11 protein-coding genes are annotated in these 19,046 nt (G+C 34.6%); 7 read left to right on the forward strand and 4 right to left on the reverse strand.

What is annotated here, in order from left to right; all coding sequences use genetic code 11:
- Positions 1 to 4 precede the first annotated feature (4 nt).
- The 3 genes from YQ22_RS15050 to YQ22_RS15060 all read right to left on the reverse strand — a co-directional run bounded on the left by YQ22_RS15050 (position 5) and on the right by YQ22_RS15060 (position 5,933).
- Entirely contained in the window at positions 5 to 1,453 is a 1,449-nt protein-coding gene (locus tag YQ22_RS15050) for a sodium:solute symporter (RefSeq protein ID WP_083414270.1), read from the reverse strand.
- A 75-nt stretch (positions 1,454 to 1,528) separates the two neighbouring features.
- Positions 1,529 to 2,833 (reverse strand): RagB/SusD family nutrient uptake outer membrane protein, encoded by a 1,305-nt coding sequence (locus YQ22_RS15055; protein WP_071341844.1) that lies wholly within the window; start codon positions 2,831 to 2,833, stop codon positions 1,529 to 1,531.
- Positions 2,834 to 2,843: 10 nt separating this feature from the next.
- Positions 2,844 to 5,933, reverse strand: a complete 3,090-nt coding sequence (locus YQ22_RS15060) for a SusC/RagA family TonB-linked outer membrane protein (protein WP_071341845.1) — start codon at positions 5,931 to 5,933, stop codon at positions 2,844 to 2,846.
- A gap of 200 nt (positions 5,934 to 6,133) precedes the next feature.
- Here YQ22_RS15060 and YQ22_RS15065 point away from each other — a divergent pair, with 200 nt between their 5' ends.
- Positions 6,134 to 6,889 (forward strand): DeoR/GlpR family DNA-binding transcription regulator, encoded by a 756-nt coding sequence (locus YQ22_RS15065; protein WP_071341846.1) that lies wholly within the window; start codon positions 6,134 to 6,136, stop codon positions 6,887 to 6,889.
- Between the two features lie 29 nt (positions 6,890 to 6,918).
- Here the strand turns inward: YQ22_RS15065 and YQ22_RS15070 are convergent, their stop codons facing one another.
- Entirely contained in the window at positions 6,919 to 7,500 is a 582-nt protein-coding gene (locus tag YQ22_RS15070) for an RNA polymerase sigma factor (protein WP_071341847.1), read from the reverse strand.
- A 115-nt stretch (positions 7,501 to 7,615) separates the two neighbouring features.
- Between YQ22_RS15070 and YQ22_RS15075 the strand changes: the two genes are divergently transcribed.
- The 6 genes from YQ22_RS15075 to YQ22_RS15100 all read left to right on the forward strand — a co-directional run bounded on the left by YQ22_RS15075 (position 7,616) and on the right by YQ22_RS15100 (position 18,935).
- Complete coding sequence (locus YQ22_RS15075; protein WP_071341848.1) at positions 7,616 to 8,773, forward strand: FecR family protein; 1,158 nt, start codon at positions 7,616 to 7,618, stop codon at positions 8,771 to 8,773.
- A 210-nt stretch (positions 8,774 to 8,983) separates the two neighbouring features.
- Positions 8,984 to 12,271: a TonB-dependent receptor gene (locus tag YQ22_RS15080; protein WP_198033484.1), complete on the forward strand. Its 3,288-nt coding sequence runs from the start codon at positions 8,984 to 8,986 to the stop codon at positions 12,269 to 12,271.
- Positions 12,272 to 12,290: 19 nt separating this feature from the next.
- Positions 12,291 to 13,742, forward strand: coding sequence for a RagB/SusD family nutrient uptake outer membrane protein (locus YQ22_RS15085; RefSeq protein WP_071341849.1), 1,452 nt, complete (start codon positions 12,291 to 12,293; stop codon positions 13,740 to 13,742).
- Positions 13,743 to 14,003: 261 nt separating this feature from the next.
- Complete coding sequence (locus tag YQ22_RS15090) at positions 14,004 to 15,689, forward strand: FAD-dependent oxidoreductase (protein WP_071341850.1); 1,686 nt, start codon at positions 14,004 to 14,006, stop codon at positions 15,687 to 15,689.
- 25 nt (positions 15,690 to 15,714) lie between these two features.
- Positions 15,715 to 17,271: a sulfatase family protein gene (locus YQ22_RS15095; protein ID WP_083414272.1), complete on the forward strand. Its 1,557-nt coding sequence runs from the start codon at positions 15,715 to 15,717 to the stop codon at positions 17,269 to 17,271.
- The gene (locus YQ22_RS15100; RefSeq protein WP_071341851.1) at positions 17,268 to 18,935 is read left to right on the forward strand and encodes an FAD-dependent oxidoreductase; all 1,668 of its coding nucleotides are present in this window, start codon (positions 17,268 to 17,270) and stop codon (positions 18,933 to 18,935) included. Before YQ22_RS15095 ends, YQ22_RS15100 begins: the two co-directional genes overlap by 4 nt.
- Positions 18,936 to 19,046 lie beyond the last annotated feature (111 nt).

The following is a 19,046-nucleotide window of genomic DNA, read 5'->3' on the forward strand; positions in this document are numbered from 1 at the left end:
AGTATTATTTTTTTATAAGCAATAAGCCTATTACGGTTAAGCTAGCATTGACTGCTATGTTTATAAATCCGAAATCAAAGTTGAATGTGTTTATTGAAAATTGTCCTAGTAGATAAGTTATTATCGGTGCGGATAAGCATATTACAGGAACCCATTTGTCTTTTAATTTTATTTTTGAAAACATACCTAGAAGGTATAATCCTAACAATGGACCGTAGGTATAACCGGCAACTTTAAATATTAAAGAAATTACATCTCCTTTGCTATTGGAAAAGGAAAGTATAATTACGAATATGATACAGGAGAAAAGTACTATGACTAGATTTTTCAACTGTTTTTTTCTTTTACTTGATTTGTTTGAAATATCTAAAAAATCATAAGTAAATGATGTGGTTAAAGCGGTAAGCGCAGAATCAACACTAGAGAAAGATGCTGCTATGATGCCCAGGATAAAAAAGATGCCTGCTAAAGTGCCAAGATGGTTTAGTGCAAGGTTAGGAAAAAGGTTGTCGGTATTTAAAAACAATCCATTTTCGTCCTGGGGTAATAGTATGCCCATTTCGTTTGCATAGACATACATTAAGACGCCTAGACCCATAAAAAGAAATTGTGTCATTGCTAAAATAATACTGTAGGTCAATGTGTTTTTTTGAGCATCCCAAACATTTTTGCAAGTGAGTGTTTTTTGCATCATATTTTGATCAAGTCCGATCATAGCAATGGCTACTAAAATACCTGCAATAAATTGTTTGTAGAAGTTATTTCCAGAATCAGATTCCCAATTGAATATTTTAAAATATTCGTGGGAAGTTATACGTTCAAAGGATTCGGTAATACTTAAGTCTAACGTGTTTATTATTGTATGAATGGTTATTGAGGCACCAAGTATTAAAAATATAGTCTGCATAGTATCTGTCCATACAATGGTTTTAATGCCTGACTTGTTTGTGTAAAGCCACACCAAAATCAAAATAATGATGATGGTTATATAAAAAGGAACATTGAAATAGTCAAAAACTGCATATTGTAGAATTTTGGCGGCTAACATTAAACGTAATGCCGCACCGAAAGATTGAGATACCAGAAAAAACAATGAACCTGTCTTGTATGTATTGTTTCCAAACCTCACTTTGAGAAAGGTGTAAATGGAAACGAGTTGAAGTTTGTAGTATAAAGGAGTTAATACAAAGGCTATAAAGAAATAGCCTACAATGTTTCCGAGTATAAATTGATAAAAATAGAAGTTGTTGTTGGCCACCATACCAGGTAAAGACACAAAAGTGACACCCGATAAACCAGCACCCACCATACCGAATGCTACTAAATACCATGGTGATTTTTTGTCGCCAGTAAAAAATGTATCATCACTGTTTTTCTTTGAGGTGAAATATGATATAATCATAAGTACAGCAAAGTAAATGGCAATAATTAGAATGATTGTTGTAGGTTTCAATTGGTAATTTTAATTAAAAATTAGGGCAGTTTAATAACTGCCCCAATTTAGATAGTGGTTGTTGAATTGAACTTCCTAAGAAGTAGGGTTTGCGGGGGTATTTGTGTTGTTGTCTCTTTCAGAATTAGGGTAGGGGTAATAGTCCCTGTTTCTTTCGGCATCCGTTTCCGTTGCACCTGGTCTATCAAACCTTCTGCTGTCCTCTAAAGAGAGTCCGGTCAAGTATAATTCTACTCTTCTATTTTTATAAATTTCATCTAGAATTGCAGATTGTTCCAAAGCACCATCATACTCGGGTAGATTTGCACCTAAACCATAAATGTCAGAACTGGATGTTTTGGTTAACACAGCATTCAATTCTGTTACAGCACTTGTTAAATCATTACTTCTAGCATATGCTTCAGCTTTTATCAGCATTATTTCACCCGGAAGATATACTGGTATTTCATCTACATTGTCACTCCAAAAACCTACAACCTGGTAATTTGGTGTTTCGGCTTCCAAATCTTCAGCGGTTATATAGAATGGTATTCTCTCGTCATTTTCATCGGGTAATAAATCTGTTGGTAGACCGAATGTTACATCTTTGGCTTGGGTCACATTTTGTGAGCCAAACCAAAATGCTAAAGGATTAGGGATGGATGCATCGTACTCCCAAGTAGATTTTACTGAAAGATCAACATTGTTGGCAGCTGTAATTGCCGCGTCATAATTCCCTGCCATTAAATTAAACCTTGCTAATAGGGCATTTACAGAATTTTCAATATCAACAGAAGTAAAGATATCTGCTGTAATGGATGTATCTAAACCTGCATCAATATATCCCTTAGCTTCGTTCAAGTCAGCTATTACATCATCTAAAACAGCAGAACGTTCAATAAAATCGGCATCCTCAACAATTTCTAGTGGTATGCTTTCAAAATATTGAATTAGTGTACCGTGAGCCAGCGCTCTATAGAATAGACCGTAGGCTTTTAAAGAACCCGAAACAGAAGTACTTTCGCTAACATCATCAGCGGCATCGATCACTGTAGTAGCTTCCTTTCGGGTTAATAATGCATTGGTCCAAGTGTTAATTAATAATTCATTGCTTCCGCTAACATCATCTCCTCCAAGTAAGATTTCATTTTCACCAAGGTTTCCAGGATTCAATAACCTTAATTCATCAGTATTTAATCCAGAAATATGTGTGCCTGTGTAAATTAATCCGGTTCTTTCTGTACTCCATCTTTGCTGAACACCATTGATAAGGCGTACCAGATTATCTGTGTTGTTGACTACATCTGGTTCTAATGTGGAATTAGGATCCAAATATTCAGTATTACAAGACGTGGTTGCAATGAGCAATGTGATAGCTATTGTTTTTACTATATTTTTCATATCTGTCTTTTTAGAAGTTAGCGCTTAGTGATAATGAGATTGTCATTGGAATTGGCACGTTACCAAAATTCACTGAGCGCAGTAAGTTTGATTGCCCTCCAGCATTTGTTTCAGGATCATAGCTAAAGAATTTGTCAAAAGAAACAAGGTTTCTTCCAATCAATGAAAGTCTTACATTTTCTAAACTAGAGTTGAACAATGACGGAAATTCATAACCTAAAGAAACTTCTCTAAGCTTAACAAAAGAACCATCTTCAATTCTGAATTCTTCTATAGGATAAATACCAGCGATATATCCTCTAGGTAACTCTCCTGTTAATTCTTGCGCTGCTAATTGACCAACACCTACACCTTGTCTGGTTCTTTTGTCAGCATCAAAGACATCAAAGCCCTGTACCGCTTCCCAAAGCATACTGAAATTGAAATTCTTGTAGGTAAGGTCAGTACCAATTCCAAGGATGTAATCTGGATTAGGGTCACCAATAACTTTTCTTAAAACATCCCCAGTCGGTTGTCCGTCTGCATCACGCTGTGGTGTATTGGTTGTAAGGTCACCTCTTTCTTGTTGAGGAACCCCAACCGGACTACCATCTGTAGATTCACCTGTTAATATTAATTCGCCATTGTCATCTGTAGCATAGTAAGTACCATAGAATACGCCCAGAGCTTCACCTTCTCTTACAATTGGCGGAGCACCGGTTACACTTTCAATAGTAATATCGCCACCTACCGTGCTTAGTACCTTGTTTCTATTACTACTATAGTTGAAATTAAGATCCCATGTTAAATCATCAGTTTTAATAGGTGTTATTTTTGCATAAAGCTCAATACCGTTATTACGCATTGTACCAACATTTTCTGTTCTTGTTGAGCCACCTAATGAAGGTGCCAATACACGACTTACAATTAAGTCTTCAATGTTTTGACGGTAATAGGTAAATAATAATGATGCCCTGTTGTTAAAGAAACTTAAGTCTGTACCTATTTCAAATTCTTTGGTGCGCTCAGGCTTTAATCCTTCGTTACCCAATCTGGTATTTTGTTGTAATGTTGAGGAGCCTAAGTAATCATTTGAGGTATAGCTGCCATATCTTTCATAAGGACTTATTGCGGTTAAGTTACCGGCTTCACCGTATGATGCTCTTAACCTTGCGGAATTCAAGAAACTTTCCGTATTCCAAAATGGCTCATTTGAAAGAACGTAAGATCCAGAAACTTTTGGATAGAAATTAGATCTTTCGTCAACATCAAAATTTGTAGCTCCATCAATTCTGCCAGCTAGTGTTAAAAACAATTTGTTATCCCATGATAAGGTCTCTTGTAAAAAGAATCCGTAAATATCCAAGTTGGTGTCAATGGGTTGTGTTTGTAATGGAATAGTAGGTTCATTATTGCTATCCAACCCTCTTCCTTGAGTTCCTTCAAAAGAAAGTTCACTACTTTGAAAACTATATCCTGCAGTTGTAACCGAATTTAATTTATCCGTAATATTGGTGTTGTATGCCATGTTAATGTCATAGTTCCAGTTAAATACCTTCGCCTCGGCACTACCTATATAACCATCGTCATAATACGCAGGGTTTACATTTTCATAAGGATAAACTGGTATATAGATATTACCTTTTTGATTGTAAGTGTCAACACCAATTATTTGATCTATAGATAACTTTTCCGTGGGCTTAATTTTAAGATGTAGATTAGGGATAAAGTGATTTACATCTTGAGTAATATCAAAAGTTTCAATAATAGTCAATGGATTTACTCTGGTATTTTCAACAGCCATTAAATTTCCATTGGCATCTCTTTGAGTGATGTCGAATGTGTTGTTAGTTATATTAATAGAGTTGATAGGACTCCAAAAAACATTTCCATCTGGTTTTTCATCAGATTTACTATTTGCATAGTATAATCCTAGATCGTAAGACATCCAATCGGTTACTTTATGATTAAAATTAACTCTTGCAGAAAATCTATCGAACTTGGTGTTTTTGATGATACCTTCATTGGTCAAATAGCCAATAGAAGCCATATAGCCCATTTTTTCATTACCACCTTTTGTTGAGAAATAATTGTCGCTACCGAAACCGGTCTGGAAAATCTCATCTTGATAATCATATCTAGTAGTTTCAAACTTATCGGTTGATAAATTTCTATAGGTGGTAAGAGCATTTCCGTCATTTGGGTCAAAACCAAAAATTGGCCATAACCTACCAGAAAGATCACTGTTAGGTACAGTTTCAAATTCTTCTCCTATGAGATTTAAATCTAGTTTCTTACGAATTGTATTTACGCTGAAAGTAGATTTGAAATAAAATTCTGGTCCGTCTTCATAATTGCCACCTTTTTTTGTTGTTATTACCACAACACCGTTGGATGCTCTAGAACCGTAAATGGCAGCAGCGGCAGCACCATTTAAGATGTTGACATTTTCAATATCGTTGGGATTAATGTCTACCATTCTATTTTGTCCTGGTGCAGCATCGCCCGCATCAACATTTAAGTTGGTAACATTGGTAGTTAAGTTACTGGTGATTACTCCGTCAACTACGTATAAAGGTTCTGAAGATCCTTTGATCGTACTTGGTCCTCTAAGTCTAATAGAAAAACCACCGGCGGGATCACCTGAATTTTGTGTTATTTGTGCACCAGGAACTTTACCTTGTAAGGATGTCGTGATATTTGCAGGTGAAGCTTTTACTAGCTCTACCGACTTTACGGTAGTAATGGCGTTACCCAATTTTTTTCTAGATTGGGTAACAGATGAACCCACTAGAACTACTTCGTCTAAAGCATTTGAATCTTCCATCAAGGTAACATTGATAGTTTGATTCATGCCCGTTAAAGCAATTTCTTCTGTTTTGTAACCAATGTAACTAATAACTAGTGTTTTGCTATTAGAGTTAGAAAGCTGTATGCTGAAATTACCATCAAAATCAGTGGAAGCCCCCGTAGTGGTTCCTTTTAATAAGATGGTAGCGCCTGGCAGTGGAAGACCATCTTCGGCAATAACAGTACCGGAGACTGTTGAAGTTTGTGCATAAGTACTGAGTGAAAATAGCATCAGCATGAGCACCGAGAGAACATGATAGGTTTTCTTCATAATATTAGTTTTAAGTAGTTGTGCTAACAAACCTAGCAGAATATTTTATGTTTTGCAATATTTTATTGCAACAAAGCAATTAAATCTAGAAATATTTATTGTATTCTAAAATGAAGTATATGTTTTGCAGTATTTTGTTGCAAATGTTAGTTGTTTATTATTAATTTGATATCCTTGTAATAGTTTTTAAAGAATATATTTTGCAAAAAACCGATAGACATCAAGTTATAGTAGAAGAGGTTCAATTACATAATAGGGTGTTATTGACGGATTTAGCCAACATTCTAAATGTGTCAATGGATACCGTTAGGCGAGATATAAAAGAGCTTGATGAGTTAAAGAAATTGCGAAAAGTTCATGGAGGAGCAATCTCTAACGGATTCAATACCTATTCCGATCGATCTAAGGAGATTTTTGAACAGGATAGTAAAGTGAAGATTGCAAAAAAAGGCATCTCTCTTTTAAAAAATGGTGATGTTGTTCTTATAAGTGGGGGGTCTACCAACTTGGAGCTTGCTAAACTAATTCCTAGAAAAATGGACCTTACCTTTTTTACGCCAAGTTTACCTATGGCAATTGAACTTTTGAATAATAAAACTCATCATCATGAAGTATACATAATAGGAGGTAAGCTGTCAAAGGAATCCCAATTGGTTACCGGTGGAGTGTCTATTAATAGTTTAACGGATATTTCTGTGGATGTTTGTTTTTTAGGTACTGGATATTTGGATAGTGAAAAAGGTATTACGGAAACCGATTTGGAAATTGCGCAGTTAAAGAAGGCTATGATAGATTCATCAAAAAGATTGGTGGCTTTAACCATCAGTAAAAAGTTAAATACTGTAAGTCGTTATAAAATATGTGAAATTAATACACTAACTGATTTAGTCACAGAGCTAGAGCCCTCTGCCAAGATTTTGGAATCTTACAAGAGTAAAGGGGTTAATTTATTGTAGGTGTTAGATGATAATTCGATAATCTATGCTTAAACCAATTTTTTATTGAAAATGATAAGCAAGATAGTTTCGTATTTATCACCTAATTCATTTTTTAATATTCTAAATGCTTTGGTAATTTGTGCTTCAACAGTCTTAATAGAGACGTCTAAATAATCTGCGATTTCACTATTCGATAGACCTTCTTTTTTACTTAGTACGAAAACCTTTTGACATTTGGGAGGTAGTTTTTTAATTTCTCTATTTACAATGTCCATCATTTTACTCATCATGTTGTCATCAAATTCAACCGCTACCTCATGAGAATACTCAATGTACTTTTTATTCAATAATACAACAGCCTTATTTTTCTGATATGTATTTAAAAATTCATTGTAAACACATTTATAAAGAAAATTACGGATAGAGAATTCTGGATTAAGTTTTTTTCTTGATTTCCAAGTCTTTAGAAATACATTTTGAACAATGTCTTGTGCGGTTGATTGATCATGGGTTAAGGTTACCGCATAGGCATTTAGTTGTTGATGATATTTTTCTAGAAGTAAAATGTAGGCTTTTTCTTCTCCGGATATAAGTTTTTTAATTAATCTTCTATTTTCTTCAGCATCCATAATAAATGATTATTTAACAAATAAACGGTAAATATTATGAGATTATGAAAAAAAAATCAAAAAAAAGTTAGGGTATTGAGAATTTCAATTGTATTAATTAAAAGAGAAGTAATCAATGATATCAAAAGATATTGAAAATCGAATCATTAAATATTTTACTCAGTCAGCTGATGTAGAAGATTTGGATGTTCTTAATAATTGGTTGTTAGATGATAAGAATCATAAGATTTTTAAATCATATGTTAAAACCCATTTCTCTATAAATTTGGCTATGAACAATTCTGAATTTGATAAAGTAAAAGAAAAACTCCTAAAGGAAATTAATAAGGATAAAAAGCAAAGTTCTAAAATTAGAATGTTATCTGTTTTTAAGTATGCTGCTATTGCGGTTTTGTTTTTGGGACTTGGATTTTTAATGAAAAATAAATTATTGGTCAATGAAACAGCAGATGTAGTTGTACCAAGAGAAGATTCTATAGTACTAGAGTTGGGCAACGGTGAACAGCAGGTTATAACAGAGACAGGTTCAGCTAAAATTATTGGAACTTCGGGTGAGGTTATCGGCAACAAGAAAGATGATCAATTAATTTATGAACCGCAGGAAAACCAAATGCAAGAATATAATACATTGAGTGTTCCTAATGGTAAACAATTTGGAATTGTATTGTCAGATGGTACTAGGGTGCATTTAAATGCTGGTAGTTCAATAACATATCCTACTGTTTTTAAAAAAGATGTTATTAAACGAGTTGTTCTGAGAGGGGAAGCTTTTTTTGATGTAATACACGAAAACAATAGACAGTTTGTAGTAAATGTTCAAGATTTAGATGTTAAGGTATATGGTACCAAATTCAATGTCACCAATTATAACGAAGATAAGCAGACGGAGGTTGTTCTTGTTGAAGGTTCTGTTGGTTTGTCTTCTAAAGAAAGTAAAAAAGATTTAAAAGAAGTCTTTTTGGAACCGGGTTATATGGGTGTATTCAATAAAACGGATAAAAATATAATCAATCGCAAAGTTAATACAGCGCTTTATACCTCTTGGATGAAGGGGAATCTTGTTTTTCGAAATGTTTCTTTCGAAAATATAATCCAAAAACTAGAACGACATTATAACGTGGTCATAATTAACAATAATGTAGCGCTAGCTAACGAGAAATTTAATGCGACAATTGAAACTAAACACGAGACAATAGAAGAAGTGTTTAGTTATTTCAATAAAGTCTATCAAATTGAATATCAAATAGTAGAGAATAAAATAATAATCAATTAAAACTTAAATGCAATGAGCTAAAATCAACAAACATCATTAGATCATTTTAATATTTCGAGAGGACGAAAAAAAATCGGAAAATGCTGGAACATTTCCCGATTATAAGAATGATCACACTTAAAGCGTAATCACAAATAAACACTCAAAATTATGAAAAAACCACCAATGTCGAAGGGGTTTCTCTCTCGGCGCTTAAATTATGACCTAAAAATGAAGTTATCGCTTCTTTTTTTCTTGACAATAAGTTTTTTGATGCAGGCCAATACCTACTCTCAAAAAACAAAAATTTCTATTGCGAAAGAAAATTCAACTGTTCGTGAGGTATTAGATGAAATCGAAAGCCTTAGTGAGTTTAAATTTTTATTTAAGACAAATACCGTTGATTTAAATAGAAAGGTAACTGTAAAATTTAAACTTGTTTCAATTGATGACATTCTTAAAAGTCTCTTTAACGATCAAAATGTTACTTACGAAATAAAAGATCGTAAAATATTTTTGAAAAAAGATTCAAAGCTAAATAGGGCTAGGGGACAAGACGAAAAAGTCGAAGCCTATCAAAGAACGGTGACCGGTTCCATTGTAGATTCTGATGGTGTTCCTTTACCAGGTGCTAACATTGTTGAGCAAGGAACTACTAATGGTGTAACAGCAGATTTTGATGGTAATTTTTCCATTTTGATTTCTGATCAAAACGCAACCCTGATATTTTCATATTTAGGATATGCAACTAAAGAGGTTGCTTTAGAAGGAAAAGGTAATGTTGATATTGTACTTCAAGAAAGTGCAGCGGGCTTAGAAGAGGTTGTTGTAGTTGGTTATGGTACTATGAAAAAGGCAGACCTAACGGGGTCGGTTTCTCAGGTTAAAACTGAAACCCTAGAATCTGTTCCAGTTTTTAATATGGCACAGGCACTTAAAGTAGGTGCATCTGGTGTAAGGGTTACTCAAAACTCAGGTACTCCTGGTTCTAGAATTGAGGTACGTATTAGAGGAGGGAATTCATTGATAGGTAACAATCAACCGTTATATGTAGTGGATGGATTTCCAGTTACTAGCGGTATAGATTATTTAAATCCTGCTGATATTGAATCCGTAGATATTTTAAAAGATGCATCGGCAACTGCAATTTATGGCTCACGTGGTGCAAACGGTGTCGTAATTATTACTTCTAAAAGAGGGGTAAAGAACCAAGAAAGTAAAATAGAGGTAAATAATTACTTTGGTATGCAACAGGCCATAAATCAATATGATTTACTTAATGCTAAAGAATATGCCATTATAGCCAATGAGTGGTTAAAAAATGAAGGTCTAGAACCGAATTTTAATGTTGATGAAGTTCAAAACCCAGGAACCGATTGGTTAGATGCAATTTTTAGAACTTCACCTGTTCAAAACCATACCATTACTTTTTCAGGTAGTTCAGATAAAGGTAGATATTCTATATCCGGTAATTATTATGATCAGGAAGGAATCATTGAAAACTCTGGCGTTACAAGAGGTTCAGTTAGAGTTAACTTAGATCAAGAATTGAAAAGCTGGTTAAAAATGGGCATTAACCTTCAATTATCTAGAAGTGAGACCCATTCAGTAAATGTTGATAACGGATACCGAGGTACATCAATGCTTTCTGCAGCGGCTTCGGCACCACCTACTTTACCATTATATGATGAGGATGGACTACCTACCCAAATAGGACAGATTTACAATTTTGGGTCTGCAGATATGAGAAACCCTTTATTGTCTACTCTTAATAAGAATCTTAGTTTTGCTAATAGTGTATTGGCCAACTCAACTTTCGATTTTCAAATTACGCCCAGCCTTTCTTTTAAGACCTTATTAGGCTTACAATATAGAAATTCACGTAGCGAGTTGTTTACGCCAACTGTGTATGAAAATGATAGAGGTTCTGCTCAAGAAGGTAATAATTATTTTAATTCATTTTTAACGGAAAATGTCTTGACGTATTCTAAGACATTTAATGAAAAACATAGCTTAAACGTAATAGGCGGTGCTACTTACCAAACGCAAATGAACCGTTACTCTGGTATATACGTAAGCGGTTTTTCCAATAATATCACAGAAAACTATAATTTGGCTGCCGCAGAAACTGTTGGTAATCCTTGGTCCGGTTATTTTGACTGGACGTTGGCTTCGTTTCTATCGAGGGTAAATTATGCCTATGATGGAAAATATATGGTGACCGCTAGTATTAGAGCAGATGGATCTTCAAGGTTTGGCGCAAATAATAAATGGGGGTATTTTCCTTCAGCAGCTTTAGCGTGGCGTGTTTCTGACGAAGCTTTTCTAGAAAATAGTTCAACCATCTCAAACTTAAAATTAAGAGCAAGTTACGGTATTACAGGAAACACTGCGCTCAGTCCATATCAGTCACTAGATAGACTAAACTCAACTAAATTCATCTTTGAAAATCAAGCTGATGTTATTGGGTTTTATCCTGCCGGTATTTCTAATAGTGCTTTAAAATGGGAAACTACGGGTCAGTTGGATGTTGGGTTTGATTTAAACCTATTCAATAATCAATTAAGGTTTGTATTTGATTACTATAAAAAAAATACTAAAGACCTACTTGCATCGGTACCTCTTCCATCAAGTGTTGGGTTTAGTTCAATTCTTAGAAATCTTGGTGAAATACAAAATTCAGGAGTAGAATTTAGTGTTGATGCTGACATTTTAAGAAACGAATTTAAATGGGATGTATCGGCTCAAATTTCCGCTAATAGAAACAAAGTAATCGAGCTTGCTGGTGACAGTGATATTTTTGGTGCGGCACAAGCTGCGGTATGGCCAAGTGCGAATATTGCTAGAGAAGGAGAGCCATTAGGTGTTTTCTACGGACTTCTTGAAGATGGTTTGGATGAGAATGGGTTTATAAAATATCAAGATATTAGTGGACCCGATGGTGTTCCTGATGGTTTAATAAATTCATTGGATCGTGTGATTTTGGGTAGTTATCATCCAGATTTTATATATGGATTAACTTCTAATTTTAGTTATAAAGGTATCGAGCTAAATGTGATGTTGGAAGGGGTTCAAGGAAATGAACTATTTAATGCCACCAATGGAACACACTTAAATTCTTTTCAACGAGGTAATAATCAATTTAGAGATATTATTGGAAATTATTGGACAGCGGAAAATCCTGATCCAAATGCAAAATATCCAAAAATCAGTAGTGCTACTCAAATTACTGTTTCAGATAGATTTATTGAAGATGCCAGTTATTTGCGTGTAAAATCGATGAGGTTGGCATATAATTTTCCTGTTTCTGACATAGGTCTAAGTGATTTTGATATGCTTCAATTATATATTTCAGGTACCAATCTATTCACTTTTACAAATTACTCAGGTATTGATCCAGAAGCTAATACTAGAGGAACTGATTCAAGTAATATTGGCGATCGATTACGTTTTGGTCACGATCAGAGTAGCTATCCTAGTGCCAAAATTTATGCTATTGGTCTAAAATTTAGATTTTAATTTATAAAGACATAACATTATGAAAAATATAGTTTTAGGATTAATAATAATCATGTGTTTTTCTGCCTGTGAAAAAACACTGGAAGAAGTTCCAAGGGATTTTGTTTCAAAGGCAAACTTCTACAATAACGAAGAAGATGCTCAAGCCGCCATTGTCGGTGTTTACGCTGGATTACAAAGCGATTTTTATGGTATGAACCATTATTTGATGACTGAGCTGCATGGCGATTTTATTTTTGGTAGAGGGTCACAAGCACCAATTACCATTTGGGATCAAATATTGGATCAAACAAGTATTGGAAGGTGTGCCTCAAATTGGTCATCACTTTATACTACGATTAATCGTGCCAATGCGGTTTTAGATAATGTATCACAAATAGAAGATATAGATGCGGAAACTAAAGAGATGATACTTGGAGAAGCCTATTTTTTAAGAGCTTTAAGTTATTTTGAACTAGTTCGTGGTTGGGGTGCTGTACCTATTAAGACTAGTGAAAGTGTAGATTTAAGTACCGTAGAAGCCGCACGGGAGCCAGAAAGTATGGTGTATGAATTAATAGTTGCTGATGCCTTGGCTGCAGAAAGTAGACTAGGTGAAACAGGTTCACAAACGGGTAGAGCTTCAAAATGGGCTGCTAAAATGTTATTGGCTCATGTGTATTTGACTTTAGAAAATTGGGATGCAGCAGCAGATAAGGCCAATGATGTAATTGTTAACGGTCCTTTTAGTTTAGTAGAAGTTGAAAATCCAGATGATTTTTATAAGATTTTTGCTGTAGATTCTAGCTCAGAAGATATAATGTCTGTTCACCACTCTGAAACAAAAACTTCGGGTATTCCAACATATATTCATAGAGGGCAGGCGCTGCCGTATAATTATTCATCTACAGGTTACTTTGCATGGCTTCCTGATACAAATTCATTTATTGGAGATAGTTGGGATGATAATGACTTACGAAAGGATTTTAATTTGTACACAGAGTATCAAAATTTTGATGGGTCATGGGTTTCTTTACCGGAAACATTGCCGGTACTCTTTAAAAAATTTATTTCCAATTCGTCTGGGCAAAATGTATACAGTGTGCCTATTTATAGGTTTGCCGAGGCATATTTAATTTATGCGGAAGCGGCAAGTAACGCCAATGGTGGTCCAACAGCACTTGCATTAGAGCGACTTAATATTATTAAGAGACGAGCATATGGTTTAGATTTGAACACGGTATCTGCAGAAGATTATCCTTCTGGTATGAGTTCAGGAGATTTTAGAGATGCGGTTTTACAAGAACGTGGTTACGAGTTTTTATTGGAACGTAGACGTTGGTTTGATTTGAAACGAACCGGTACGGTTAAAGAGGCTTTTACAGCTGCTGGCAAAAATATTATTGATGAACGCTTATTGTGGCCAATTCCTGAAAATGAAATCAATAACAATCCGGCAATAAGCCAATCTGACCAAAACCCAGGTTATTAATATTTAAATAGTGTCAAGAATACAGGTCTCAAATTCGGCCTGTATTCTTTATCTCTTTTGCTAAATATATTTAAAACTAGAGGGACGCTAAAAACTGTTAATCCACTTTTCTGTCAATAATAAGTTGAGTGACTGATAGTCTGTGCTTAAAAAGTGAACACTATAAAAAAAAAGGTAGAGCTTTTTAAATAAAATCAAGAATTTATAAACGAATAAAATTTTAGAAAATAGCATAAAGTATATTACTAATTAATAAAGAATATGAACAAATTAATACAAATTTTCATTCTCATATTAATGTTTCAAGGCTTGAACGCACAAACAAAAAAATATGATATAGTTATTTATGGAGGTACTTCGGCCGGTATTGCAGCAGCTATTCAATCGAGTAGAATGAATAGATCAGTTGTACTTATTGAACCAACAAGTCGAATTGGAGGTTTAACTACAGGAGGCTTAGGACAGACGGATATTGGTAACAAGCAGGCAATAGGAGGAATTTCTAGAGAGTTTTACGAGAATATTAAAAAGTATTATGATGAATCAAGTAATTGGAAATGGGAAGATAAGTCTGATTATAAGGATGGTGGGCAAACACGAACGCAGAAAGGAGAGCCAACCATGTGGACATTTGAACCTTCAGCAGCACTAACCGTTTATAATCAGATGTTAAATAAGGAGAAGGTAAAATTAGTATACAATGAAAGATTGAATAGGGATTCTGGTGTAGAAATGAAAAATGGTAGAATCGTTTCTATTACAATGGAAAGTGGGAAAAAATTCGTTGGTAAAGTGTTTCTTGATGCAACTTATGAAGGTGATTTAATGGCTACAAGTGGTGTTAGTTATACTGTGGGTAGAGAGAGTAATGATGAATACGGAGAAACTTTAAATGGTGTACAGGCAAATAATTATAATGTTTCCTTAACTAAATTAGTTTCTAAGAATGCAGCTAATCATAATTTTATACAAAGAGTAGATCCTTATGTTGTAAAAGGGGATCCAAAGAGTGGACTTTTGCCGAATATAAATGAAAAACCAGGGGTAGAGGGAGCTGGAGATGATAAAGTACAGGCTTATTGTTTTAGAATGTGCCTAACAGACCATCCTGATAATAGAATTCCTTTTAAAAAACCAGATGATTATGATGAATTGAATTATGAATTGCTATTTCGCAATTATGAAGCAAGGGAAGGGTCAGTAGGTGATATGTACTACAAAGGCGGACCTATATTGCCATTAATTAATTCTAGTATGCCAAATCGTAAAACCGATTCGAATAACAGATTTGGTTTTTCTACCGATTATATCGGAAAGAACTATAACTATCCAGAAGCTTCATACGCTGAAAGAGAACGAATAGTAGAAGATCACCGCAATTACCAAATGGGTTTAATGTGGACGTTGGCCAATCACCCCAGAATTCCTAAAGAGGTTCGTGAAGAAGCTTCAAAATGGGGGACAACAAAAGATGAATTTGAGAGAGAAGATGGTTGGCAGCAACAACTATATATTCGTGAAGCCAGACGCATGATTAGCGATTATGTAATGACACAATATAATTGTGAGGGGCTTGTGGTGGCAGAGGATGTTATTGGATTGGCTGCGTATACAATGGATTCTCATAATGTTCAAAGGTATGTTGATGCTAACGGTTATGTTCAAAATGAAGGGAACGTAGAAGCTCACGGTTTTGATCCTTACCCTATAAGTTACAAGTCTTTGACTCCAAAAAAGGAAGAGTGTGAAAATTTAATAGTGCCGGTTTGTCTTAGTTCTACACATATAGCTTTTGGTTCTATAAGAATGGAGCCTGTTTTTATGGTTCTGGGTCAGTCTGCCGCTACTGCCGCTTCTTTGGCTATTGATTCAGATAAATCGGTTCAAGATGTTCCTTATGATACTTTAAAATCTGTTCTTTTAAAAAATGGTCAACGCCTTGAATAATTAATAAAGTTTAATTGAATTGATTATGAAGATTTCGAAAGAATCTGTTAGCCAATATATCAATAAATCTGTACTAAATAAGCATGGCTTTTATGGTCTGATAGTATTGTGTGTGATGTTTTTTACATCTTGTAAAACGGAAAAAGAGAAGGCATCAACTTTACCGAATATTATATTAATATTAGCCGATGATCTCGGTTATGGTGACCTGCGTTCATATAATGACCATTCTCTTGTGCCTACGCCTAACTTAGATAAATTAGCATCTGAAGGTATCAGTTTTACCAATGCTTATTGTCCCGTCTCTGTTTGCACACCATCTAGATATGCGTTGATGACCGGTACATACCCCTTTAGAAGTTGGAAGAAATCCGGTGTACTTGCAAATTATGAACCTTCCATGATAAGCGAGGGTCAATTAACACTTCCTAAAATGTTACAAGAAGCAGGTTATACAACGGCAGGTTTTGGAAAATGGCATCTAGGAGCAACTTTTCCAACATTGGACGGACTAAAACCTGCAGGTTATGGACAGTTTAAATCTAAGAACAATGGTGAAAATATCGACTTAAGTAAACCTATTAAAAATGGTCCTGTTGATAAGGGTTTTGAAAATTGGTATGGGTTTAGCTGTGCGAGTGAATGCTGGGTAATGGAAGGTAATGATATAGTTGCGGCCTTACAACATGAATTTTATAATATAAATGCAGCCAAGGGTAAGGAACATATTGAAATTATTCCATCTAATGAGTATTTAAAACTACTTACTAAAAAAAGTATAGCATTTTTAAGTCAAAGATTCAGGTCACCAGATAAAAGTCCGTTTTTTCTATACTTTGCTCCTTATGTACCACACATTCCATTGTCGGTAAGTGATGAGTTTATAGGTAAAACAAAAGCGGGTACTTATGGTGATTATGTAGCTGAGTTAGACAGCAAAATTGGTGAGATATTAGATACTTTAGAAAGCTCTGACCAAAAAGATAATACTATAATAATCTTTGCAAGTGATAATGGGTCTCAGTTTGAAAGAACCGGCTTACATATAAACAATGCCAACCCAAGTAATGATTTGGTAGATGTAAATGAAAAAAATAATGGTACTGATGAACATCATCCAAATGGTAATCTCAAAGGCTCTAAATGGACAATATGGGAGGGTGGAGTTCGTATGCCTTTTATCGTAAAGTGGGCGAATAAAATTCCTTCAGGAGTTAAATCTGATAAATTATTTGCTTTAAACGATGTAATGGCAACTTTAGGAGCTCTTGTCAATTATGACTTGCCAGAGAATGTTGCGATAGATAGTTATGATCAATCTTTAAACTTTTTGGGAAAGGAAAATAATATTAGAAATACTGTCGTAGTACAATCTTCCAATGGTCAAATGGGATTACGGAAAGGGGACTGGAAGTATATTCAGCCAAACGAGAATGAGTTACAGGGTCAATTATATAATCTGGCAGAGGATGAATCTGAATCTAATGATTTAATTAGTGAGCATTTTGAATTGGTAGAAGAAATGAAAAAAGAATTACTTGAAATAACATCCAATACCTACTCTAAAAATGAAAACAAATGAAAAATATAAGCCGTTTCGTACTTCATATGGTAGTGTTGATGATTTCAACTTTGATCTTATATTCATGTGAGTATAAATCTACAGATGTAAAAGAAACAATTACAGCAGACATTATTATTTATGGGGGAACTTCAGCGGCAATAACTGCAGCAGTAGAGGCAAAACGCTCTGGGAAATCGGTTATAGTCGTTTCTCCAGACAAGCATTTGGGAGGGTTGACTTCTGGAGGATTAGGATGGACTGATACTGGTGATAAAAGTGTAATTGGAGGACTTGCAAGAGAATTTTATCAAAGAATTTATAAGCATTATAATACTGATGAGGCTTGGAAATGGCAACCTAAAAGTGAATATGGAAATACAGGACAAGGTACACCTGCCATGGATAGAGAAAATAGGACTATGTGGATCTTTGAACCTCATGTAGCAGAAAATGTATTTGAAGACCTAATTAAAGAGAATGAAATAAGGGTTGATAGAGATGAATGGTTAGATCGAGAAAATGGTGTAGTTGTAGAAGACGGAACTATTAAATCAATTTCTACATTGACAGGTAAAACGTATTCTGCTAAAGTTTTTTTAGATGCAACTTATGAAGGTGATCTAATGGCAGCTGCAGGTGTAAGTTATCATGTAGGTAGAGAGGGCAAAGATGTTTATGGAGAAGAATGGAATGGAGTGCAGACAGGTGTTTTACATCATAAACATTGGTTTCAATCTAATGTATCCCCTTATATAATACCTGGGGATTCAACTAGTGGATTGTTACCTAGGGTTTCCAGTAAAGCACCAGGTAAGAAACATGATGGGGACCGTAAAATTCAAGCATATTGTTTTCGTACTTGTATGACTAATCATGAAGTCAATAGGGTACCTTTTCCAAAGCCTGAAGGTTATGACCCAATGCAATATGAATTGCTTGCTCGTGTATTTGATTCAGGTTGGAATGAATGGTTCAATAAGTTTGATGCCATTCCCAATCATAAGACAGATACAAATAATCATGGACCTTTTAGTAGCGACAATATCGGTATGAATTATGATTACCCAGAGGCTTCATATGAAAGAAGAAAGGAGATTATAAAAGAACATGAGCAATACCAAAAAGGACTTTTATGGTTTGTAGCAAATGACCCTAGAGTGCCAAAAAGTGTTCAAATGGAAATGCAAAAATGGGGGTTAGCTAAAGATGAATTTGTGGATAATGATAATTGGCCGCATCAAATTTATGTTCGGGAAGCAAGACGAATGGTAGGTGAATTTGTAATGACAGAAAATGAACTATTAAAAAAGAGTAAAACTCCTAACCCAATAGGATTAGGTTCATATACTATGGATTCTCACAATGCACAACGATATGTAAAATCAGATGGATTTGTGCAAAATGAGGGAGATATAGGAGTAGAGACTAATGGTCCATATACTATTTCTTATGGTTCTTTGGTGCCAAAGAAAAATGAATGTAAAAATTTGCTTGTTCCTGTATGTGTATCATCAAGTCATATTGCTTTTGGGTCAATTAGAATGGAGCCGGTCTTTATGATTTTAGGGCAATCAGCTGCTACAGCTGCGGTAATAGCCATTGATGAAAAAATAGCAGTTCAAAATGTAGATTACAAGCAATTGAAAAAAGTGTTATTATCTAAAGGGCAAATAATTGAATGATTTTATTTGGGCTTTTCATCAAATGTGAAAAATATTATTTGAGTATGTTAGTTTAATTGCAAATAGGGATAACGATATATAGTTTTCCCTATTTTTTTATTTAAAATACAA

The organism is Maribacter sp. 1_2014MBL_MicDiv, assembly GCF_001865655.1.
Lineage (GTDB): Bacteria > Bacteroidota > Bacteroidia > Flavobacteriales > Flavobacteriaceae > Maribacter > Maribacter dokdonensis.

Coding starts and splice junctions, on each gene's coding strand:
- YQ22_RS15055 (WP_071341844.1), bottom strand. CDS start 2,833: ATGAAAAATATAGTAAAAACAATAGCTATCACATTGCTCATTGCAACC.
- YQ22_RS15060 (WP_071341845.1), bottom strand. CDS start 5,933: ATGAAGAAAACCTATCATGTTCTCTCGGTGCTCATGCTGATGCTATTT.
- YQ22_RS15070 (WP_071341847.1), bottom strand. CDS start 7,500: ATGGATGCTGAAGAAAATAGAAGATTAATTAAAAAACTTATATCCGGA.
- YQ22_RS15075 (WP_071341848.1), top strand. CDS start 7,616: ATGATATCAAAAGATATTGAAAATCGAATCATTAAATATTTTACTCAG.
- YQ22_RS15080 (WP_198033484.1), top strand. CDS start 8,984: ATGAAGTTATCGCTTCTTTTTTTCTTGACAATAAGTTTTTTGATGCAG.
- YQ22_RS15085 (WP_071341849.1), top strand. CDS start 12,291: ATGAAAAATATAGTTTTAGGATTAATAATAATCATGTGTTTTTCTGCC.
- YQ22_RS15090 (WP_071341850.1), top strand. CDS start 14,004: ATGAACAAATTAATACAAATTTTCATTCTCATATTAATGTTTCAAGGC.
- YQ22_RS15095 (WP_083414272.1), top strand. CDS start 15,715: ATGAAGATTTCGAAAGAATCTGTTAGCCAATATATCAATAAATCTGTA.
- YQ22_RS15100 (WP_071341851.1), top strand. CDS start 17,268: ATGAAAAATATAAGCCGTTTCGTACTTCATATGGTAGTGTTGATGATT.